23 protein-coding genes and 3 pseudogenes are annotated in these 22,735 nt (G+C 30.2%); 24 read left to right on the forward strand and 2 right to left on the reverse strand.

The window, feature by feature from the left end:
• Nucleotides 1-153 precede the first annotated feature (153 nt).
• The 4 genes and pseudogenes from ltrA to BUB83_RS15525 all read left to right on the forward strand — a co-directional run bounded on the left by ltrA (nucleotide 154) and on the right by BUB83_RS15525 (nucleotide 3,362).
• Nucleotides 154-1,503: a group II intron reverse transcriptase/maturase gene (gene ltrA, locus BUB83_RS15515; protein ID WP_073339487.1), complete on the forward strand. Its 1,350-nt coding sequence runs from the start codon at nucleotides 154-156 to the stop codon at nucleotides 1,501-1,503.
• Nucleotides 1,504-1,593: 90 nt separating this feature from the next.
• The gene (locus tag BUB83_RS15520) at nucleotides 1,594-1,920 is read left to right on the forward strand and encodes a carbohydrate ABC transporter permease (protein WP_278336939.1); all 327 of its coding nucleotides are present in this window, start codon (nucleotides 1,594-1,596) and stop codon (nucleotides 1,918-1,920) included.
• Between the two features lie 12 nt (nucleotides 1,921-1,932).
• Nucleotides 1,933-2,027 (forward strand): annotated as a pseudogene (locus BUB83_RS23080) (alpha-amylase family glycosyl hydrolase); the annotation flags it as partial.
• Nucleotides 2,028-2,267: 240 nt separating this feature from the next.
• A complete protein-coding gene (locus BUB83_RS15525; protein WP_073339488.1) occupies nucleotides 2,268-3,362 on the forward strand; it encodes a GerAB/ArcD/ProY family transporter in 1,095 nt (364 codons plus the stop codon).
• Between the two features lie 159 nt (nucleotides 3,363-3,521).
• On the opposite strand, the gene BUB83_RS15530 is transcribed toward BUB83_RS15525, so the two are convergent.
• Nucleotides 3,522-4,994 carry a helix-turn-helix domain-containing protein gene (locus BUB83_RS15530; protein WP_073339490.1) on the reverse strand — a complete coding sequence of 491 codons (1,473 nt, stop codon included), beginning with the start codon at nucleotides 4,992-4,994 and terminating at the stop codon, nucleotides 3,522-3,524.
• Nucleotides 4,995-5,202: 208 nt separating this feature from the next.
• On the opposite strand from BUB83_RS15530, the gene BUB83_RS22030 reads away from it, so the two are divergent.
• From BUB83_RS22030 to BUB83_RS21695, 10 genes and pseudogenes are all read left to right on the forward strand, one after another.
• Complete coding sequence (locus BUB83_RS22030) at nucleotides 5,203-5,364, forward strand: hypothetical protein (protein WP_207649343.1); 162 nt, start codon at nucleotides 5,203-5,205, stop codon at nucleotides 5,362-5,364.
• 43 nt (nucleotides 5,365-5,407) lie between these two features.
• Nucleotides 5,408-5,665: pseudogene (locus BUB83_RS22980) on the forward strand (N-acetylmuramoyl-L-alanine amidase); the annotation flags it as partial.
• A gap of 44 nt (nucleotides 5,666-5,709) precedes the next feature.
• Nucleotides 5,710-5,871, forward strand: coding sequence for an N-acetylmuramoyl-L-alanine amidase family protein (locus tag BUB83_RS22985; RefSeq protein ID WP_423231148.1), 162 nt, complete (start codon nucleotides 5,710-5,712; stop codon nucleotides 5,869-5,871).
• 178 nt (nucleotides 5,872-6,049) lie between these two features.
• A complete protein-coding gene (locus tag BUB83_RS15545; protein ID WP_159434103.1) occupies nucleotides 6,050-7,477 on the forward strand; it encodes an ADP-ribosyltransferase in 1,428 nt (475 codons plus the stop codon).
• A gap of 16 nt (nucleotides 7,478-7,493) precedes the next feature.
• On the forward strand, nucleotides 7,494-8,786 hold the full coding sequence (locus BUB83_RS15550; RefSeq protein ID WP_073339494.1) for a type IV secretory system conjugative DNA transfer family protein: 1,293 nt from the start codon (nucleotides 7,494-7,496) through the stop codon (nucleotides 8,784-8,786).
• 37 nt (nucleotides 8,787-8,823) lie between these two features.
• A complete protein-coding gene (locus BUB83_RS15555) occupies nucleotides 8,824-9,765 on the forward strand; it encodes a GRAM domain-containing protein (RefSeq protein ID WP_073339496.1) in 942 nt (313 codons plus the stop codon).
• A gap of 13 nt (nucleotides 9,766-9,778) precedes the next feature.
• Nucleotides 9,779-10,600: a GRAM domain-containing protein gene (locus tag BUB83_RS15560; RefSeq protein WP_073339497.1), complete on the forward strand. Its 822-nt coding sequence runs from the start codon at nucleotides 9,779-9,781 to the stop codon at nucleotides 10,598-10,600.
• Nucleotides 10,601-10,826: 226 nt separating this feature from the next.
• Nucleotides 10,827-12,164 (forward strand): NADase-type glycan-binding domain-containing protein, encoded by a 1,338-nt coding sequence (locus BUB83_RS15565; protein ID WP_073339499.1) that lies wholly within the window; start codon nucleotides 10,827-10,829, stop codon nucleotides 12,162-12,164.
• Nucleotides 12,165-12,247: 83 nt separating this feature from the next.
• Nucleotides 12,248-12,649 (forward strand): hypothetical protein, encoded by a 402-nt coding sequence (locus tag BUB83_RS15570; protein ID WP_073339500.1) that lies wholly within the window; start codon nucleotides 12,248-12,250, stop codon nucleotides 12,647-12,649.
• Nucleotides 12,650-13,004: 355 nt separating this feature from the next.
• Nucleotides 13,005-13,103, forward strand: a pseudogene (locus tag BUB83_RS21695) (transposase); the annotation flags it as partial.
• Nucleotides 13,104-13,411: 308 nt separating this feature from the next.
• Here the strand turns inward: BUB83_RS21695 and thpR are convergent.
• Nucleotides 13,412-13,954, reverse strand: coding sequence for an RNA 2',3'-cyclic phosphodiesterase (thpR, locus tag BUB83_RS15575; protein WP_073339502.1), 543 nt, complete (start codon nucleotides 13,952-13,954; stop codon nucleotides 13,412-13,414).
• Nucleotides 13,955-14,348: 394 nt separating this feature from the next.
• Here thpR and BUB83_RS15580 point away from each other — a divergent pair, with 394 nt between their 5' ends.
• From BUB83_RS15580 to BUB83_RS15625, 10 genes are all read left to right on the forward strand, one after another.
• The gene (locus BUB83_RS15580; RefSeq protein WP_073339503.1) at nucleotides 14,349-14,900 is read left to right on the forward strand and encodes an AAA family ATPase; all 552 of its coding nucleotides are present in this window, start codon (nucleotides 14,349-14,351) and stop codon (nucleotides 14,898-14,900) included.
• A gap of 596 nt (nucleotides 14,901-15,496) precedes the next feature.
• Nucleotides 15,497-15,841: a metal-sensing transcriptional repressor gene (locus BUB83_RS15585; RefSeq protein WP_073339504.1), complete on the forward strand. Its 345-nt coding sequence runs from the start codon at nucleotides 15,497-15,499 to the stop codon at nucleotides 15,839-15,841.
• Nucleotides 15,842-16,090: 249 nt separating this feature from the next.
• A complete protein-coding gene (locus BUB83_RS15590) occupies nucleotides 16,091-16,279 on the forward strand; it encodes a hypothetical protein (protein WP_073339506.1) in 189 nt (62 codons plus the stop codon).
• Nucleotides 16,280-16,302: 23 nt separating this feature from the next.
• On the forward strand, nucleotides 16,303-16,761 hold the full coding sequence (locus BUB83_RS22755) for an ABC transporter substrate-binding protein (protein ID WP_084133611.1): 459 nt from the start codon (nucleotides 16,303-16,305) through the stop codon (nucleotides 16,759-16,761).
• Nucleotides 16,762-16,763: 2 nt separating this feature from the next.
• Nucleotides 16,764-17,111, forward strand: a complete 348-nt coding sequence (locus BUB83_RS22760; protein ID WP_073339509.1) for an ABC transporter substrate-binding protein — start codon at nucleotides 16,764-16,766, stop codon at nucleotides 17,109-17,111.
• Nucleotides 17,112-17,150: 39 nt separating this feature from the next.
• Entirely contained in the window at nucleotides 17,151-18,155 is a 1,005-nt protein-coding gene (locus BUB83_RS15605; RefSeq protein WP_073339510.1) for a FecCD family ABC transporter permease, read from the forward strand.
• The gene (locus tag BUB83_RS15610) at nucleotides 18,152-18,907 is read left to right on the forward strand and encodes an ABC transporter ATP-binding protein (protein ID WP_159434104.1); all 756 of its coding nucleotides are present in this window, start codon (nucleotides 18,152-18,154) and stop codon (nucleotides 18,905-18,907) included. Before BUB83_RS15605 ends, BUB83_RS15610 begins: the two co-directional genes overlap by 4 nt.
• Nucleotides 18,908-18,932: 25 nt before the next feature.
• Nucleotides 18,933-19,805, forward strand: a complete 873-nt coding sequence (locus BUB83_RS15615; RefSeq protein ID WP_073339513.1) for an amidohydrolase family protein — start codon at nucleotides 18,933-18,935, stop codon at nucleotides 19,803-19,805.
• A gap of 357 nt (nucleotides 19,806-20,162) precedes the next feature.
• Entirely contained in the window at nucleotides 20,163-21,647 is a 1,485-nt protein-coding gene (locus BUB83_RS15620; protein ID WP_073339515.1) for a spore germination protein, read from the forward strand.
• Nucleotides 21,640-22,716, forward strand: a complete 1,077-nt coding sequence (locus BUB83_RS15625; protein ID WP_073339516.1) for a GerAB/ArcD/ProY family transporter — start codon at nucleotides 21,640-21,642, stop codon at nucleotides 22,714-22,716. The genes BUB83_RS15620 and BUB83_RS15625 overlap by 8 nt, the downstream gene beginning before the upstream one ends.
• Nucleotides 22,717-22,735 lie beyond the last annotated feature (19 nt).

A 22,735-nucleotide genomic window follows, 5' to 3' on the forward strand; every position in this document is an offset into this window, starting at 1 on the left:
AGTCGCACGTTCCGTTCTTTGGGGAGGGGTAGACCGTAAGGAATACTCCTTACCCGACACTAATGAAACAGAGTAATGTCTGCGGAGGGAAGGATGTAGCATATTATCACCCTAGAAAAGGGAAACACTACTTCACACAGAGGAGGAATAATAGTGTATACAAAACTCAATAGGATAGCAGAAATAGCTAAAGAAAATCCCAACATGCAATTTACTTCATTAATGCATCTTATCGATAAAGAAATGCTGTTAAATTGTCATAAAGAACTTAAGCCGAAAAAGGCTGCAGGTATTGATGAAGTAACTAAAGCAGAATATGAAAACAATCTAGATAGGAATATTGAAAATCTTTTAGAGCGAATGAAAACACTTAAATACAAACCAAAGCCAGTTAGGAGGACATATATACCCAAGGTAGGTTCTAACAAGAAAAGACCATTAGGGATTCCGTCTTATGAGGATAAAATTGTTCAATTAGCTATAAATAAGGTTATAAGTTCAATCTATGAACAAGACTTTTTGGATAGCTCATTTGGATTTAGAGCTAACAGAAGTGCTCATGATGCAATTAAGATTTTAGATGTATATTTAAGTAGAAGAAATATCAACTTTGTTGTGGATGCAGATATTAAAGGATTCTTTGATAATGTTGACCATAAATGGATGATGAAATTTCTTCAACATAGAATAAAAGATAAGAACTTACTTAGATATATAGGAAGATTTCTTAATGCTGGAGTATTAGAAGATGGTAAATTTTACAAAGCATACAATGGAACTCCTCAAGGTGGGCTTGTCTCACCAACTCTTGGGAATATATATCTTCACTATGTATTGGATTTATGGTTTGAGAAAGTAGTGAGGAAATGGTGTAAAGGCGAAGCCTACATCGTACGCTACGCGGACGATTTTGTTTGCTGTTTTCAATATGAAAGTGATGCGCAAGCATTTTATAGAACGCTAAAGAAAAGATTAGCTAAGTTCAATTTAGAAATAGCTGAAGATAAAACTAAGATTGTATATTTCGGAAAGAAAGCATACTTTGACAGAAAATTTGGGAGAATACAAAAGAATCATCAGCCGAAAACCTTTGATTTTCTGGGATTTACTCATTATTGTAGTTGCAGACAAAACGGGAGTTTTAGAGTTAAACGGAAAACTAGTAGCAAGAAATTTCGAGCTAGTTTAAAGAAAGTAAAAGATTGGATAAGATTAAATATGCATACTTCTATAGAGATATTGATGAAGAATCTAAATAGAAAACTATTAGGATATTTTAGGTATTATGGTGTCACAGATAATTCTATAAGTTTAAATAAATTTAGAGACTGTGTGCAAAGAATACTATATAAAATTCTAAATAGAAGAAGTCAGGTTAAAAGTTTAAATTGGGATAAATACACACTTTTTAAGAGAATCCATAAGACTCAGAACTATAAAATATATGTAAATATATTTGAGTTAAGAAAAGAAATTAGCTATATTATGCAAATGGTAATATGAAGAGCCGGATGCGGGAAATCTGCAAGTCCGGTTCTGTTAGGGGTACGGGAAGGTGACTTCCCTATCTACTCGACCCTTACAAAAACTGGAATAGTTTTTGTTGCTCTCAATGGTTGGCTTTCAACTACAGGAACTGGCTTTTGGGGATTGATTATACTTATGACTTGGCAGATGTCGGGATATATTATGATAATATATATTGCATATATTCAGGGAATACCACGTTCTTTAGTAGAAGCTTCAGAAATCGACGGGGCTAATAGCTTTGAAAGGTTTAGATATATTATTTTTCCTTTAATTGCACCAGCTTTCACAGTAAGTATGTTTTTAACTCTTTCCAATTCTTTTAAAATATTTGACCAAAATGTTGCTCTGACTGCAGGTGCACCTTATAATTCCACAGTGGTGAAAGAATGAGTAGTATATCAAATTTACTCTAAAAGTTTTTATGTTAGTAATGGAGATGGAATTGGAGACATTAAAGGGGTAATCAAAAAGTAGATTATTTAAAAGAGCTGAGAATTTTGTATTAAAAACATACGAAGCTAGAGTGTATAATATTAATTAGAAAATTCATTGTTGAGACTGTAAATAGATTTGAAAAAATTTATTTACAGTTTTTTTATTGTATAGGAGAAAAAGATAGAAAATAGATGGATAGTGGTTGCTTAGAAGATTCAGTAAATACATTATTTTTTTTTTGGATAAACTAACATTATGTGTAATTAGACTAGTGATAAGCTGTAAGATTGGGGGTGAATATTATGAATAAAGCAAGTATTTCTGATAAGCAAGGAGTAGCGATTATAAGCTTATTTATAACAGGCTCATCTTCAATATTTGCACAAGGACTAGAGGCAAAACAAGATTTATGGTTATCTTTTATTTTAGCAATACTTTTGGTATTGCCTATGGTATTTATATTTGCTAGACTACATAATATTTTCCCATGTAAAGATTTATTTGATATTATTGAAATTTGTTTTGGAAAGCTTGTAGGAAAGATAATTATAATATTATATATTTGGTATGTATATTTTTTTGCTAGCGACATATTTTCTACTTATGGTGAATTTATTAATTTAGTTGGTTTACCTGATACACCTAAAATTGTTGTAAAAATATCTATTGGCATACTATGTATTTTTGGAGTAAAAAAAGGAATTCAGGTCCTAGGCAGATTTAGTGAATTTTTTATTATGGTACCTATAGTTTCTTTAGTTATAATAATAATGTTATTGCGTCCATCTATGCAAATAAATAATTTACAACCTGTATTGAGTGGAGGGATTAAACCGGTTTTACAAGGAACTTTTTCCGTGTTTACATTTCCTTTAGTTCAACTAGTGGTATTTACAATGGCTTTTTCACATTTTAATGTAAATAAATCTTCTTATAAAGTTTATATTATAGGTTTATTAATAGGAGCAACATATTTAGCTATACTTTCTACTACTAATGTACTAGTGCTAGGAGTAAATAGAGTAACAGATTATTATTTTTCTTCACATGAAACTGCAGCAAGGATAAGTGTTGGTGGCATTATACAAAGAATGGAAGTTGTTATAGATATTACATTTATCTTAGGTGGCTTTATTAAAATATCTATATTATTGATATGTGCTTGTAAAGGAATTAGTAAAATATTTGGCATTAAAGATTACAGAAGTATTATAACTCCAGTTACTTTACTTACAATTACACTATCACATTTTCAATATGATAGTGTAATGTATTTATTTGAATTTGCTAGACAAATATGGCCATACTATAATTTTCCCTTCCAGGTTATTTTACCTATTATTATATGGGTTACTGCTGAAAATAAAAGAAAAATATTGTCAAAACAATGTAAATAGAATATGAAATTTCAACTTATTTTTCATGGACAAATAGCAAAATCAAATTATTAATAAGGTGAATAAGTTTTTGTTTAGAATGTACTGATATTTACCAGCGAGGGTTGCTATTTTATTTTTATGCAAAAAAACTCAAAATAAAGATCAATAATACAATTATTATATAATTGTAGAAATTAAATGCTCTAAAAATTCAATACCTTCCGATTCGGGTAAAGTATGATGTGGAATCAATTCGTTTTTTATAAAATCATCAAAAAGATGGACAATTGGGTTGGCGGTGATAATACCTTCATCAAAATCTTCACCATAACCACAACATGAATCAACAATATAAATAACATGATTTTCATAGTAACTAAATTCAATATTTCCGATATAATAATTATCTTTAAGTAGATAAAGCTTAAAAAAATTATTTTCTTTTATTTGTTTTAATATGAACTTTAGAGTAAATATAACCTCATCTTTTGTGAATTCCCTAAAGCAATAGAAGTGATCCGTTAACATTCTGGTATTCACAAAATCTCGTAAACCTCGTTTAGTAAATAAGGTTATTTTCATCTTATTAACAGTAAAATAGTTTTTGAACCTTTCCAAATTAATTTTAATTAGTTCCCGGATTTGGGGATGATTCTCTGATAAGCCTAAGAAGTTAGCATCTTCAAGCATATTATATAGAATATCTGAAGGAATCATTTGAAAACATAAGTTTTGCTTAATTAGATATTCAGAAGTGTTTTTTTCTAAATGAAGTAAATAATCACATAAATCAATTAGTTTTTCTATATGAGTATTATTTTCATCATATCTTCGTATACTTTGGCAATCAAATTTTATCGTGTTGTAATAGTTCAAATAAAAAGTGTAAAGAAAATCACCAGGGTTATTTGATAGTATAGAAAAATTAGTTTTATTATTAAAGCATATTAAATCAGTACTGCTATCTCCATTAATAGGAACCTTATTGACAACAATAAAATTTGAAAAAATAGAAGTAGTATCATTTAATAGACTGTTATGCTTAAGAGAGGTAGTATAGTATCCGTTATAGTTTTTAAAATTTATTAATTTGTATATGGAGGAAAATGTATCTGCATTTTTGCTATGAGAATCATCCATAAATATGATATGTTCTATTGAAATTTTAGTATTAGTAGCTGTGTGTATAAGGGATATTAGAATTTCAGCAAGTTTAGGAATTGGTAAATCAAAAATTATTATATTAACTGTAGAACATTCTAAGTATGAATGAAATAGGTTCATTAGTGTTGAAAGGTTATTTTTTGTTTTACCGAATATTTTATGGAAATATATAGGTTCTGACTTCTTGCTTTTCGAGATTTGAAGTAAAACGTTCCTTGCATAATATTTATCTTTACCAACTTTGCTTACTTCTACAGATTTATTAAGTTGTTTACGCTCCGACGCAGAAAGAGAAAGGGGGTCAAGTCTAATAAGTTTTGATTTAAAACTTTCAATAACATCTATGCTACTCTCGTCTTTAAGTAATCTATGTATTGTGTTTCTACTTTTGGTATTGGTTAAATTAGCCAGTTTAGTAATAGAAATATTTTTCTTTTTTAAAATTACACTTAAATATTCTCCAAAAGTAAGCAATTGTATGTCCATAGTATCACATCCTTCATTTAAAATACACCATAATAAGGAATATGAAATAGTATATGTTAATATGACACAAGAATAAGACACTAGGGTTATGTGGCATAAAATGTAGATAAGAATAAAAAACAGACCACTTTATACTGATAAAATTCCTATATAAAAAATATAGATGTATATATAGATAATTGTTTTTACATCTATAATGGTAGTAAATTTGAATAATGTGGAAGAAAAATACCATCAAGGTTTGATGAAAGACAAGAAAAAAATGAGTACTCCGTTAATTATGATAATTGTAGTATTCATTGTTTCAACTGGAATAATAATTAACTATGATTTTATTAAAGAAAATATAGTAGAAGCGCTATATTATTAGCAAAACACCGGAGTCTGTTGTGAATCTAGAGGTTGATTAAAAATTGGAAAAGTATTTAATTGATGCAGGATATAAAGTGATTTTAACTCGTAGAAGCAACAGCGAAACTTTTTCTAATATTGAAAGAGCCGAGATAGGTAATGAGAATGATGCTGACCTAGTTGTAAGAATACATGCATATGGATCAAATAACCAATCTATAAATGGAGCATCTATGCTAGTTCCTGGTGATGTGGGTTATGCAGATGATATATGTGAAGTAAGTGAACAATATGGAAGAAGTATTTTAGATGCCATGACAGACGAAGTGGGGATGAAAAACAGAGGTATTGTGGAAAAAAAAATATTAGAGGATTTAACTGGTCTAAAGTCCCTGTCATTTTGGGTGAAATGGGATTTATGTCAAATTCACAAGAAGATAAGTTGTTAGCAACAGAGGATTACCAAGAGAAACTGGCTGAGGCATTATTTAAAGGGATTGATGAAGCACTGAGAAAGCAAAATTAGAAATTAATTAAGCGGCATGAAATTTTAGAAGTACTATTTTAAATAGGAATAAAGTAATATAGCATTGATAAAACATGTTACATATCGTCCAGAAGAAAGTTAGATGTAATAGGAATAGAGATAGATGGGGTTGATTTTAATAAAGGAAGATCTAAGGCAGAAAAAAGGAGATAGAGCGTTGAAAATAGTAGAAGCCAATGGAAGAAAAAAGGATTATAGAAATAATGATACTAAATACAATAATATGGAAGAAGAACGAGAATTATGGATGAGTATGCTTAGTGAAGAAGAAAAAAAGGTTATTATGGAATATTCTAGTGATGATGAAGTTGAAGGAGACAAAATCTATGAGAATATTAATAATGTAAATAGAATAGTAGATACCAAATTTAAGGGAAATAATTTAGATAGATCTGAGCTCTTATCAACGGCAGTAAGAAAGTCGATGGTACCAGATGATATAACTGTGTATAGAGGGGTAGGGAATGACGCCCTAGGGCATCTTGCAAATTTACAAGATTACGAACTTATTGGCAAGAAAAAAGTGGAAATGGGCTTCATGAGTACAAGTTTGCGTAAAGGTAAAGAATTTAAAAGCGATATGATTTATGAGATAAAAGTACCTAAAGGGTCATCGGGAGCATATATAAGGGATATTTCTCCATTTAGTAATACTGAAGATGAAGTCTTATTCGATAAAATGAGTTTGTTAGAGATTGAAAATGTTAGATATGAGGATACTAATAATGGAAGCAAGAAGAGGGTCATTGAAATGAGACTTATAAAGAGTGGAGTTGGGAATCTAAAAGATAGTTCAACAAAAGATAACAAAGGTATTAATAAGGAATTAAAATCAGGGAGTGATGCTATTCATAGAGTTGAAGATAAAGAAGGTGTCGAAGAAAAAGAAGATAACCTCAAATTAAATGATAGTCATGAAATCATATTAGAAAAAGAGCCATATAGTGTGGATTTAAAAAAAGAAAAGTCAAAGGAAGAAGAACAATTTCAAGAAATGATAAAAAAAATAGAGAACAAAGAAGAAGATAAATATATGGATAAATCAAAAGAGGAATATGATAATTCATCAAAAATTATAGGCGGTGAGTCAAAGACAGAGGATCAAAGTGAATCACTAGTTATGGGTGTAGAGTCACAAGAAGTTGAATCAAAAACAGAAGAATGCGAAGCGTTATCTAAAGGAGTAGAGTTACAAGAAATAAACTTAAAAACAGAAGAGGAAAGTGAATTATTAGTAAAAAATATAGATTTACAAGAGGAAAAGCATGAATCAGAAAAAGAGAGTGAAACAATAACAGAAGGATTAGAATCACAACAAGAGGATGAAAGTGCAGAAGATATATTTAGGGCGGTTGATGAAAATGAAATGTATGAGGCCGCTGATAAAATCAAAAATTCAAATTCACAACAGGATGAGTATCAAATGGAAATGGAGGCAGGAAAAGATTCTAGCAGTATATTTAATGAAAATGAAGAGTCAGAAGCGTTATCAGAGAAAGTAGATTTACCAGAAAGTATTGAAAAAAATACAGATGATAAGAACAATGAAAATGGAAATAGCAATGATAATAATTATTATATGTAATAGAGCGGAGGTATAAATGAATAGTTCACTAAAAAGAGTAGATTATTTAGAAGGAAAGTTCTTAGAGGAAAATAAATCATTATATCTGCCTAATAGTAAAGTATTATTTATAGGTAATGAGGCTAGTATAGGACTCGATGAGGAATTACTAAGCAAGCATATTCTTTTCATTGGAGGTATTGGGACAGGAAAAACAAATGCAATGCTACAGTCAATTGAACAGATACAGAAAAATATGAATAAAAATGATGTGATGATTATATTTGATACAAAGGGTGATTTTTATAATCAATTTTATCGTAAAGGCATAGATGCTGTTATTAGTAACGATGATAAAGCAACTGGAGTATGTAACATTGACTATTGGAATTTAATGAAAGAAGCAATGGTTGATGGAGATGCTCATTTAGAAGAGAATTTGCTAGAAATATGTACTACCTTGTTTCAAGAGAAGATATCAAAATCTCAGAATCCCTTTTTCCCATTAGCAGCAAAAGATGTCTTTTATGGAATATTAACATATTTAATAAGGCGCGGAAAAGCTATGCATAACAAGGAGTTAAATTTATTCTTAAATCAAGCATCTATCAAGCAAGTAATTGAAAGATTAGAATTGCATAAGGATTTAAAGAGTATTGTTAACTATATATCAAATCCGGAGTCACCTCAGACACAAGGGGTATATTCAGAGTTGCAACAAGTAAGGCGAGAATTATTAGTAGGAAACTTTAGGAAAGAAGGTGGTTTGTCAATACGAGATTTTGTAAGAAATAAAGGCGGACGAACTCTCTTTATTGAGTATGATTTAGGAATTGGTAAAGTATTGACCCCAATATATCGTTTAATGATAGATTTAGCAATTAAGGAGTCATTATCGAGAAATAAAAGTGAAGGTAATGTTTATTACATTATTGATGAGTTTATGTTGTTACCAAATCTCTATCATATAGAAAATGGGTTGAATTTTGGTAGGAGTTTAGGTGCTAAATTTATTGTAGCTATGCAAAATGTTGAACAGATAAGGTCTAGTTATGGATATGAGATAGCAAATAGTATCTTATCGGGATTTAATACTAATGTATCATTTAGGGTTAATGATTATGCTACTAGGGAATTTGTGAAAAGTATATATGGCCAAAATAGAAAGAAAATAGCTTATAATTCTTTAGTAAGTACGCAGCCTATTCGAGAAGAGGTGATATTATCGAATGTTGTTGAGGATTGGGATATAAGTAGTTTAGGGGTGGGTGAAGCAATTATCTCAATTGGGAAAATGCAACCTACAAAATTTAAGTTTGAGAAGTATTAATTTTAGTTATAGTGAAAATTATTGGAGGCGAATATTAATGATAAATATTATACCAAAGTTAGTTACTAAGTGTGAAGACGAAAAATTGGTGAGACAATATAATTGTACAAGTTTGCATTCTAAATTACTTGGAGTAAAAACTGAAGGTAATTTAGCGGTAACGAATAAGAGGGTGATTTTTAATGCAACAGGTAAGTCTAGAGCGGGCAAAAGTATTATTCAAAGTGAAGTACCAATTGAAGATATTTCAGGAATAGGATTTTATAAGGGAACTTATTTCAGTTTAATGCATTTATTATTTGTGGCAGTGAGTACTTTGTTCTTTATAAGTTTTTTCACATCTAGCGCTGTAGCTCTTTTAATTTATGATTATGAAGTTTCCACAATTCTACTATGGATTACTGGAATAGGATTACTGGGGGCTAGTTTTTTCATAAGAGCAGAAAAGGTTTGGAGATGCATTTGTTTGGGGATTTCTGCATCTTCATTTACAATACTTGGTGGGGTATCAAGCCTGAGTAGTATTATATTTGGTGGTTACAGTTCTAGTTATGGGAATAACAGTAGTAGCGAACGAGGAGTAATTCTATTAATTGCTGTTGTGTTGGGCATATATTATTTAGTTAGTATTCTGTCGTACTCCAAAAGGCAAACAATGTCTATGTCTATTAATTCAAAGAGTGGTGGAGGTTCTCCTATCCATATATCAGGCATACGAAGTCTAGGCTTTTCAAACCAAGCAGCATCTAAAGCGTTAGAAGCTGATCCGGGTAGGGATGCTGAAAAATTAATTAAGGAATTAGGGGCAGTTATTATGGATATTCAAAAGTTGGGCGAATTGGCTTGTGAGAAGTGGTGTAAATCTGATATGTCTACAGATAATGAGGAGCCTTCAGAACTTAATACCTGCGCTAAATGTAATACTAATAATTCACATAGTTCTAAGTATTGCATTAAATGTGGGAATAAATTACATTAAGGGGCGATAGTATATGGCGAATAAAAAAGAATTATTATTTAAGTTGTCAGATGAACAAGAAAAAATAGTTAGGATATATGAGTGTACATTGTTAAGAAAGATAATAGGGGGAAAGTCAAAGGGTGAATTATACGTTACTAATAAACGAGTGATTTATGGAAGTGAAGGAAAATCAATAAGAGGTAAGAGTATATACTTGAATGAGATGCCAATTGAAGACGTATCTGGTATGAAATTCTATATGGGAACAGATATAGGTATAGTCAAAATAATAATCTTAAGTATATTTATACAATTGCTGTCGACACCTATTTTTATGATACTACCAGATTTTATTTCACATTGGTTTTTTGGAATAATTATTATGGTTCCTTTTGTTCTTTCATGTATTGTATCAGCCGATTTACTGAGTGAAAGTGCTAAAAATAATCTTGCCAGTAATTTAAAGGCCTTCAATGAAAATGGTGTTTTTAGGCAAGTAATAAGTAATAATAACACTATTATTATGAAAGGAGCTTTTTTTATTGGTATATTTATTTTAGTAAACTATTTTATTAGGGATATGCTAATTTTAAAGTTATGTATGATGGCAATTATTATTTTTTTTACATTAGGACGTAAGCAAGTTTTTTCGTTTACATTGTTTTCAAAGACAAGTAAAGGCACAGGAATGTATCTGCCAGGTAAATTAATTACAATTAAAGAAACAACAGCTATGGATACATTAGAGGCTGGTCCAGCTAGGGATGCAGAAATACTGATAAAAGAACTAGGTGCATTAATTATGGATATAAATAAATTTGGTGAATTAGGAGTAGAGAAGTGGATAAAGTAGAATTGTTTGTTTGATATATGATTAGTATGACAATAGTAGGCTGAATTGCATAGGGTTAGTAAAGTTGCAGCAACATTAGCTGTGTTATTTTAAATGGTACTTTTTATTAAATAAAATAAGATTAATAGGAAATTATTGAGGAGGGATTTAAATTTATTGTACAAGGTGTGGGAAAGAAAGGGATAAAAATACTAGTTTTTGTTCACAATGTGGATATGAATTCGATATGGAAACAAAAAAGCATTATGAAATTGAGATTAGCACATTAAATGGCGAGTATGAAGAAAATATTAATAATAAAGAAGATATTAATAATAAAGAAGATGCAAAGGAAAGGGATAATAAGAAAATTGATAAAAAAGTAAAACTTATTATTGCATTGATTATTATAGCCATAGTGATTTTACTGGGTATCTTTACAAAATATGATTTTATAGAAAAAACTATAACAGATAATATATCAAATATTAAGAATGAGCCCCAAAATCTATTAAATGAGGAAATTCCTTCAAAAAATTCAACAGCAGAGGACAGTCCTATAATTCAAAATCATAATTATGATGAGAATGATTTATTATTCCTTACTGAAAATAAGGGATACACATATATATGGAAAACATCCCAAGGAATTACATATATTGAGGATGACATTGATATCAATAATGATGGGATAAATGAAAGTATTAAAATGAGTTATGATAGCACAAATGGTATAAAGGCTATAATATTTATGGGTGGTTACGCATATGATTTAGTGCCTAACACACCAGTTCCTATAGAAATAGCAGATGAGGATAACCTAATAGATGGATGGATAATGCAATTATCTATTGTGGACATTGATGGGGATGATAGATATGAGCTTATAGTTGCCTATGGAGATGCATCTATATCATTGGGAATGACAATATTTAAAATATTTGGAAGTGGTAATGATCCAGATTTTGAAGAAAACTTTCAGTGCATAGGATATATAGAAGGGCAAGAATATGCTAGATTGACAGATAACTATATCATTGAGGTTCCTTATGGTTCTCAAGGCTTATTTACGTCATATAAGATGGAAAATAAATGGCTCACAGAATTTGATAATGAAATTTCAAATGACAATTATCAGCAAGAAGAAGTGGAATTATCATTTAAACGCCCAGTTTCAGTAAGCACGTCTTCTTATTTAGAGCCAAACAATAATCTCACCTATTATGCAAAAAATGTGGTTGATATGGATACCTCCACTGCATGGGTTGAGGGTGTTTCAGGTGATGGAATTGGAGAATGGGTAGAAGTGGAGTTTGAGGGGGAAGTAATAGTACAAAGGATTGAAATTGAAAATGGTTATCAAAAATCCAGTGATATATATTATAAAAATAATAGGCCAAAGAAAATTAGAATTGAATTTTCTAATGGTGAGGATATGGTTGTAAATCTAAATGATGATTATAATAGTTACCAATTCGTAGAGTTCAATCCAATCAAAACAGAATTCATTAGAATAACACTTGAAGAGGTTTATAAGGGAAGTAAATATGAGGACACTTGTATTTCTGAAATAAGATCGTATTGAAGAAATGAAATAAAAATATATCAATATTTAAATAATTACAACATTAATAATTGCAAATTATTTAAGAAGTGGAGGTATTAAAGATGAAAAAACAAATTTTATTTGTTATTATTTCTGCATTTCTAATATCACTCATAGGTTGTTCGAAATCAGAAACACATAATAATTTAGCAGAAGTTTCAAGCAAAAAAATTAATATTTCTGATAATATTTATGGGAAATATCGGAGGATTGAAGGAGTGATGTCAGAAACAATAACTTTAAATCCTGATTTTAGCTGGTACTGTTTAGACAATACATCTAGGAGCACTATATATGAAGATACTATCTCTAACGTTATTGCAAATGGTTATTTTGAATTAAAGGATGAGGACATTTACTTATATTATAGCAGTGGGAAATTGAATAGTTCTTTTATAATAAAAGATAATAAAATTGTAGCAGCTGAGAATAATGGCGCAAAATGGGAAAAAATAAATGAATAACATGGCAGTAATTTCAATTATTTGTGTGAAATATAATAAAGAGTTTATTGATGATAATTTAGTTTTTGTTTTTAATGAACTGAAATTGAATTTTCCAAAAATCTATGGTATAAAGGGGCAGCTCCCCTAACTCTAAATAACCCTGTAAAAAATTTTGTGTAAACTCAATAAAAACAACTTCTTCTTGGCAATAATTGAGATAATAATATATTACAAGAAGGAGTTTTTTTATATGTCAATTTGTCGAAAGAATTATTAAAAGTGTATATTCAAGAACAGAAATTCACTTACCAACAGATATATTAGATGCATTAAATTTTATGGATGCTACGCGCTACTAAGTACGAGAAGATAACAGGTAGTTGTTAAGGCAGCATATGCAGTGATAGGCGTAAATTTAGATGGTGAAAAAGAAGTCTTAGGAGTATGGATTGGAGCTAATGAAAGCAGCAAAGTAGAAATAAACTTGAAGTAATGAAAAAGAAAGCCCAAGAAAGAATAAATGAATACCACCATGATTTGGAGAAGCTTGTCTTATTATAAATTGTGATAATGATTATCAGTAAAATATGATAATCACAGCAAGTTGGGTCTCAAGTTCTCTCGCAGGGGGGACCTCACCCCACTTTTGTAGAAAGTTGAGAAGTTGTCCATAAAAAAAGGAGTAGAGTGTGACACGTTGGCCAGGAGGAAATGCTGATGAGATTGGAAAGGGAAAATTTATCTATTGTTGTCTGGATAACTTTAGCCTTAAAGTGTTAATTAAATCAGTCTGCATTCGTAGATAGGTATATAAGTTAATTTACCATTAATCTTTATACTCTCCATTAAGGAAATAGCTTCAACATTAATATTTTCTTTTGAATTTATATTATTCTGTAGTATATTAAAATTTCCCTTTAAAATTGCATCCCTCAATAATGTTATATGTGGAGTGAAGGATCTCACTTCTTTTTTTATTCCTATTTTCTCAAGTTCTTCTTCTAGATTCATGAATAGTTCATCTAGTAAACATTCCTTTTCAGTGAGGCCCATCCAAATTATTTTTTTATTTCCTCTTAGGAAAAATCCCAAAGTATCCGTTTGAATTTTAAAAGGAACTAATTTAGTTGCAGTTTTTTTAATAGCTTTTTTTAAAGATAAAACTTCATCTTGGGTTTGTTCGCCTATATATTTCAAGGTAATATGAAAGTTTTCAATATCACTAAAATTACCTTTTTCTACGTTATCATGTATACCCACCTGAATTTCATATAAATATTTTTTTATTTTCTTAGATAATTCAATTGAAATAAAGACTCTCAAAAGTAATTCCTCCAATGTTAGAATATTTTATAATAGTTTAACCATTTAGGCAAATAAAAATTAGCTAAATGCTTTAAGTTCATACCAAGATATTTATGTATTCTGAACAGGTTAGCAAATAGAAATATTGATATAGTTGCATATATATACATACTTATAGTCATATGATATAATTTAACAAATAATAGGAGACGGTTCATTAGAATTTGATTATAAACTTAAAAAAGCAAAGTGGACTAAAGAGATACTTTAAGTAAAAATGAGTTAATCTAATAAGCGCCATAGGCTTCAAGTTGGTACAAATCATTTGTCAGCAGAGGGAACCACCTAGCTAGGAGGCTTTGCTGATGTGATTGCTTAAATAATATTTATATTTCACATAGGGGGGATTTTTTTGAAGTTGGTATTTTTAATTGGAGATGCGTCTGTTGGAAAAATGACAGTGGGACAAGAACTTATGAAAATCACAGAATTACGCTTATTTCATAATCATATGAGCATTGAACCAGTTATTGAAATATTCGGTTATTTTCATGGACAATCAATAAATAAAATAAGAAAGATTGTGTTTGAAGAATTTGCGGCATCAGATAATTATGGATTAATATTTACATATATGTGGGCTTTTGACCAAAAATCCGATTGGGATTATGTAGAAAATGTAACTAATATCTTTAGAAAAAAAGGTGCTGATGTTTATTATGTGGAACTTGTTGCACATCAAGCAATAAGATTACAAAGGAATAATACCGAAAATCGCTTAAGGCATAAGGCTTCAAAGCGAGATATTGAAATCTCTAATCAAAGACTTATCGATGATGATAAGAATTATCGTTGTGTTAGCAACCAGGGTGAAATACAGTTTGACAACTATATTAAAATTGACAATTCCAATCTTTCGGCAGAATTTGTTGCAAAAACAATAAAAGAACGCTTTAATTTATGATTTTATAAACAAAGTAAGCATCACATTGACTACATCATTGACTTTTTTTGATAGATTAAAAGGGGAGATACCACATATAGCATAAATGAAGGAACATAACAATGATGATGGGCGAATTATATCTGATTAGCTGGTGTGGAACAGTTGAACAAGCTTAATTATTAGTTGGAATAAGAAGGTTGCCACTTGTTTATCAATAGGTAAATATCCTATTTCCTCTGGTTTCTTTTACAATGGAAGCTCCTACAGTAATTGTTGCTAATTTATGAGAAAGAAAAGCTAGTAGAATACTGGGAAGGGGCTTTGCAGTTGTGAGTATGATATTCTTGAAAAACTGGAGGATATTCAGAATTTCATATAGCCATAGTTTTGACCATATCCATCGTTTTATCCATGTGGGAGAATAGCATATACAAGTTTAGTACCCCTACATAATGAAACTAAGTGAACTAAGTATGTGTTGCTAATCTAGATACTTTTAGATAATATAAGATATATAGTTATTTATGAATAATTTTATAAATAACTATATAAAATCAAATTCAAAGAACTTAAGCAAAGTAATGAAGGGTTCTAAATTAGGAGAAAAGTTGATTATGGAAGAAAACGAACAAGCTTATATCCATAAGGGATTTTCTGAAACAGAACATTTACATATTCACAACCAGGGTCGTAAACATGTTCATAAGAATACAAAAGCGGTACTAAATCGGATTTCTCGTGCAAGCGGACATTTGGAATCGGTAAAGAGGATGGTGGAAGCTGGAAAGGACTGTAGTGAGGTGCTGATTCAGTTGTCAGCAGTCATATCAGCGCTTAATAATACTGGGAAGGTAATTTTAAAGGAGCATATGGAACATTGCATTGTGGATGCGGTAGAATCAGGAGATCAAACAGCAATTGAAAAGTTGAATAAAGCTATAGATAGTTTTATCAAATAATGATAATAATTCATATTTTATTAAATTATGTATCCCTATCCGGGGTATATGTTGTGGGAAAATAAATAAATTCTAGGCATACTATTTACCTGAATAGTCATGAAAATGCGCATTCTTGAAGAAATTCAAAAATGCGCATTTTATATCCCCCTTGATGGCTTGTTCTTTAAGAAAAATATACTATACTTTTTTTATATAGAAGTGACTTTTGTTAGTCGAATTTTTTATAAAATTATATAGGGGTGAAAAATGAATAAAATTAGAAGAATTATTACACTAATTACTACAATATGTATTTTGGCTATGTTGGCAGTAGGTTGCCAAAAGGGAAAGGTTGAGAATTCACAGGGCACAGAAGGACAAACTGTTAAGGTTATTGATTCTAGAGGAAAAGAAGTTGAAGTAAACTATCCAGCAAAAAAATTGTATGTCTTTTAAATAGTGGGGTTAATGATTTGTACATGCTAGGCGCAAAAGACCAAGTAATAGCTATTGATAAGTGGACTTATGACAATAAAAAAGTTTATGAATTTACTTTACAAATTGATGAAAGAGTAAAAAATAAAACTCTTCCTGCAATTGATAAAAATATCGAAGATATTGTTGGAATGAAACCGGATGTAGTAGTAATGTGGGCAGGTCAGAAGGATGATATAAAAACCCTTGAAGATAAGGGCGTAAAAGTAATAGGAATACAAGTAGACAATTTTGAACAAGTTTATACCAAAATGGATATATTGGGTAAAATCTCAGGCAAAGAAAAAAGAGCAGATGAAATAATCAATTATACTAAAAAAGAACTTGAAAATATTAATAATAAATTGAAGAACATAGACCCAATAAAAAAACCTTCTGCTATGTTTGGGGACCTACAAAGCTGGATATCGCAGGGAGTAATAGTACAGGTGATAGTATTATAAAAATGAGTGGAGCTAAGAATATAGCTGAAGACATAAATGATGAACATATAGTTATTAAGATGGAAGATGTTGTAAAGAGGAATCCCGAAGCTATTTTGATGTGGAATATGAATGATTTAAATCCGGAAGACTACCTTAAGGATTCTCAATGGAAAAATATAAAGGCAGTAGTAGACAAAAAAGTTGTTGAACTACCTGATGCTTTCTATTGTGACCTTTGGACAGTGAAGTATGTTTATTCAGTTAATTTTATAGCGAAAACACTTTATCCAGATTTATTTGAGGATACTGATCTTGAAAAATATAAAACTTATATGTTGAAAAAATTATACAATATTGATTTTAAATAAAAGTAAGTGATGTTAGCTTGCTAATTAAGGACGGATTATATGAATAAAATATCACAAAAGGTTGTAATGCTTTTACCTATTCCTGTTTTTCTAATTACTTTATGCATAGGTTCTTATTATATACCTGTTTCAAAAGTAGTAGACTTAATACTTTATAAGATAAGTGGCTATACAATTTTTAATAGTATAATTGATATGAATAGTTTAAGTGTATTATTTGACATAAGGCTTCCTAGGGTTATTCTCTCCATGCTGGTTGGGGCAAGTCTCTCTGTTGCAGGGACCTCGTTTCAAGCAGTACTAAAGAATCCTCTTGCTGAGCCTTATACTCTTGGATTATCCTCTGGGGCAGCTTTTGGAGCTGCCCTTGCATTGTCTTTTCTAAATATACCTGTTCAAATCAGTGCTTTCTTTTTTGCTTTTATTAGTGTTGCTATTTGCTACTTGGTTGCTACCAAAGATGGAGAAACATCTGTGGTATCTCTTATTTTATCAGGTGTTGTTATATCTTCATCATTTACAGCTTTTCTATCAGTTTTGCAAATAATGATAGATCCCATGAAGCTTCAAGGTTTGATATATTGGATAATGGGAAGTCTTCACACTTCTAGTTGGGAGAAAATTTATTCAGTGCTTCCTTATATGCTTCTAGGATTCATATTGACATTTATTTTTAGGTGGAAGCTAAATATACTAGCACTTGGAGAAAAAGATTCTACAATTTTAGGAGTAAATCCCCAAAAATACAAGATTATTTTTATTTTTGCATCTACACTTCTGGCTTCCTCAGCTGTATCTGTTTCTGGAATTATTAGCTTAGTGGGATTGATGATTCCCCACATTTTAAGAATGCTTTTTGGTCCTGATAATCGCAAAATGATTCCCATGTCCTTTTGTTTAGGAGCGTCTTATCTGGCAATTATAGACTGTTTTTCTAGAAATCTGTGCTCCTTTGAAATTCCTATTGGAATTTTAACAACCATTATAGGGGCTCCATATTTTATAGTTCTCATTAGAAAAATGAAAGCAGGTGGGTGGCAGTGATAAAGATTGAAGATGTTACAATTGCATATCAAAAACAAACTGTACTTGAAAAAGTGAACCTAAATATAGAAAAAGGGATTATAACTACTTTTCTAGGGCCCAATGGAAGTGGAAAAACATCACTGATGTCATCCATTAATGGAACAATAAAGCCGGCAGAGGGAAGCATATTTATAGATGGAAGAGACATATCAAAGTTAAAAACAAAGAGTCTTGCAAAAATTGTTGCTACTGTTCCACAACTGTATAATTTCAATTTCAATTTTTCTGTTTTTGATATGGTTCTATTGGGAAGAGCTCCACATATAGGATATATGCCTAAAGCAGAGGATACTGAAAAAGTTGAAGAAGCAATTTATCATATAGGTATCCAGCATATAAAGAATAAAGAATTTAATAAACTAAGTGGTGGAGAAAAACAGCTCGTTATGATAGCACGGGCGATTGCCCAAGATACAGAGGTTATTTTACTGGATGAGCCTACCTCATATTTGGATTTAAAGAATCAACTTAAAGTGTTGCGAATAGTAAAGGAAATTAATTCACTAAAAAATGTTACATGTATTATGACACTTCACGATCCTAATCATGCACTTATGTATTCAGATAAGATTGTGCTTTTTAATAATGGAGCTGTTGAAACAGGTACCATTGATAACATAATTAATTCTAAAAGCATTTTCGATGTTTATGGAGTTAAAGCAGAGATAGTGAACATCGCTAATAGAAAATATGTGATACCTGAATATTAATAAATTAATCAAAGGGGGGATAGTAATGAAGAGAGTTTTTGAATCTCATATACACTTTCCAATTGATATGTATGAGGCAGAATTTACTAAAAAGATTGATGCTGAAACTTTACGACTTATAGATCATCTTGTTGAAAACCTAGTTAAAGCAAATGTAGTTAAGGCATCATTGCTTGGAGGACGAGGAAAAGTAAATGAAATGGTGAAGGAGGCAATGAAAAGATATCCAGAATTATTTATTGGATTAGCTTATATCGATATTGATAAGGATAACCCTCAAATATTAAATTATTATAAGGATTGTGGGTTTAAGGGTATAAAAATAATTTGTCCTAATAGCAATTATGACGAAGAAAAATATTATCCCTTTTATGAGCTGGCTGAAAAGTTGAATATGGTAGTATTATTTCATACTGGAGTAATTGGCAATGCAGTAGATTACCTAGTAGACTCTCCTTTTGACAAGAGACTCATTGAACCTTCAAGGGAATTTGAGAGCAAAATAAAAAGATTTAACTCTTCTTCTCGTTTTATGTTACCTATATACTTGGATAATATAGCATTAAAATTTCCAGAACTTAAGATTATTGGTGCTCATTTGGGATATGGAATGTATGATATATCTTGTGCAATTGCAAGATTTAGAAGAAATGTATTTTTTGATTTATCCGGTGGAGATGTAATCAGAAGACATATCACTGAAAGAAGGCTTATTGGTAAAGAAATTTCTTCTTATAAATTATTATACGCTTCAGATGGTTTACCTGAAAGAGTCTATGATGATGTGAAAATATGGGAGGAAGAGCTTTCTAGATATGGACTTTGCGATAATGAAATTGATAATATAATGTATTTAAATGCTGCTAGAATTTATGGAGTTGAAGAACTTGAAGGATAAATTGATTTAGTTACATAGAAACAAACAGGTATTGTACCACGAAGTTAAAATTAATAGCTCTCGCCCTCAAGATTAAAAGTCTTGGGGGTGAGAGTTTTTTTATATGCTTTTTGTTTTATTTGAGAAGAAAAAATAAAAATTTATTAATCATATGAAACCTTACCTTTGTGTAAAATTCTTAGATAAAATCTAACTAATCGAAAGATTTGAACCTTTTGCAGTGGGAGCACAAAAATGTTTAAAATAATCAGTATTAATTATGCTTATGTATAAAGGTACAAAGAAATGCAAAACGTATAGTTAAGGAGTAAAAGGATTAATTTGTATATATGCTTTTGAATGTAGGTGATAAAAATAATGAAAACAAATTTTGATAAAAATATCGATTTAATCATTAATGAAATAGGAGCTAAAAGTATTGTAAATATAAAAAAAATTTTAATGGGAAAAAATAAGGATATCAATGCTGCCATTATATTTGTAAGTGGATTAGTAAATAATGATAGTATAGATAGAGATGTATTGACACCATTGATGTTTAAAGTAAATGAAGAGTTAATTTTAAAAGAAAGTACTGCAGAATATATTTGTAAAAGATATATACCCATGTCCGGGACCATCGTAGAAACAGATATCAATAAGGTTATAGAGTCCATAAAATCAGGAAAGACGGCCATATTGATAGATGGAGTGGAAAGCTTCATAGTTGCTGATACTGTGGGTGGAGAACGTCGTTCCATAACTGATTCACCTTCAGAATCGGCAATTAGAGGTCCGAGAGAAGGGTTCGTGGAAAACATTGAAGTAAATATTAGTATGATAAGAAGAAGAATTAAAGATAAAAATTTAGAGATAGAAACATTTAAGCTAGGAAGACGCTCTCAAACAGATTTAGCACTAATATACATTGAAGATATAGTAGATAAAGATGTTTTAAATGAAGTTCGTAATAGAATAATGACTATTGATGTTGATTTAGTAGATGACACTGGGGTTTTGGAACAATATATAGAAGATAGTAGTTACTCTATATTCCCACAAATTTATGGTACTGAAAGACCTGATATAATAAATGCAAATTTAATGGAAGGGCGAATAGCTATCATATTAGGTGGAACTCCTTATGTTCTCACAGTACCTGGCATTTTTGTAGAATTCTTTCAAGCGGTTGAAGATTATAATGAGAGAATGATAATTTCATCCTTTTCAAGATTTCTACGAATTATAGCAATTTTTATAATAATAACATTGCCCTCTATATATTTAGCACTAATACAATACAATGCTGAACTTATACCGGTGAAATTTATAAATCCTATTGTGCAGTCTAGGAGAGGGATAGCTTTAACACCTCTTTTTGAAGTATTAGCAATGGAAATAGTAGTAGAATTTTTAAGAGAAGGAGGGCTTAGGTTACCTCCTAGAATAGCTTCAACACTAAGTATAGTAGGAGGTATTATCATAGGAAATACTGCAATTGAGTCTAAAATAGTGAGCCCTACTACTTTACTTGTAGTTGGAATAAGTGTTATAGCTACTTTTTTAATACCTAGTTATGAAATGTCCCTTAGTATAAGGTTTATAAGATTTCCTATGCTGATAATTACAAGTGCTATGGGGTTCTTAGGTCTAACAGCGGGTGTGTTTTTTTTGATAATCCATCTTTTCTCTTTAGAAAGCTTTGGGGTACCTTATATTTGCTTTAAAAAGAGTGACATGAAAGATATTTTTATACGATCTACATCATGGAAGATGAATAAAAGACCAGAATCAATTCCTAATAATAACCCAATAAGACAGAGTGATTTTAGGAAGCAGTTCAGGAGGAATAAAAATGGATAAACAAAAAAGAAATCTTTTAACTTCAAATGAACTAACTTTTTTATTATTTAGTTTTGTCATTGGATCTGGAGTTGTAAAACTACCTAATGTTCTTGTAGAAACAGCAGGTCAGGATGCATGGATTTCTGTTATAATAGCACTGGTATATCCAATATATGTTGTTTTTATAGCCAGCTATATTATTAATAAACATCCAAAAGAAAATATACTTAGTTTAACTAAAAAATATTTTGGTAGTTTATTAGGGAGTTTATTGAATTTTGTTTTTATGTTGCAATTTTTGCTTTTGACTGTTGCAATTATTTCGGACTTTATTATTCTAATGAAAACCTATATCGTGGATTTTTTGACGCCATTAAAAATTGGTATTGTTGCAGTTTCTTTAGCGGCTTATGCAGCTCACAAAGGATTAAAGGTGTTGGCAAAAACAAGTGCATTGATTTCTTATATATTTATAGGTATATTATTACTCGCAATATCAGCTCTACAATATGGTAGCATACTGAATATACAGCCTGTTTTTGGTTCTGGTTTAATGAATATTTTAAAAACAACCAAAACAACTGCTTATTCTTACTATGGTTGGGAAGCATTACTTTTATTCCATCCATTTGTAGAAGATACTAAGTCTATAAAAAAAGCTGCGCTAAAAGCTGTAGCATTATGTGGAGCAGTATATGTGTGGATTGTTTTTATCACTATATTTTATCTGGGTATAGATATAATCCCTAAAAGTTATTGGTCTTTTATAATGGTTTTTGAAAGTATAAATATACCTATAATTAATAACTTTAGATATATATTTATGTTCGTATGGATTATGTTAGCATTAAGACTTATGGCTAACTACTATTTTGCTTTTGCTTTCAATTTAAGCAATTTCACAAAAATAGATATAAAAAAAATATGTATACTTATTTATCCAGTTATTCTTTACTTGTCTTTAAAACTTACAGATAGAATATTGAGAGTAAAAATATTTGACTTTGCAATGGTGCCTTTTATAATTTTCAATTTAATATTTTTTACAGTAACCGGGCTACTAATATCAATTAAGTATAAATGTTAGTTAAAGTTGGAGGAAACAT

Origin of the sequence: Clostridium grantii DSM 8605 (assembly GCF_900129965.1) — a bacterium.
Lineage (GTDB): Bacteria > Bacillota > Clostridia > Clostridiales > Clostridiaceae > Clostridium_AF > Clostridium_AF grantii.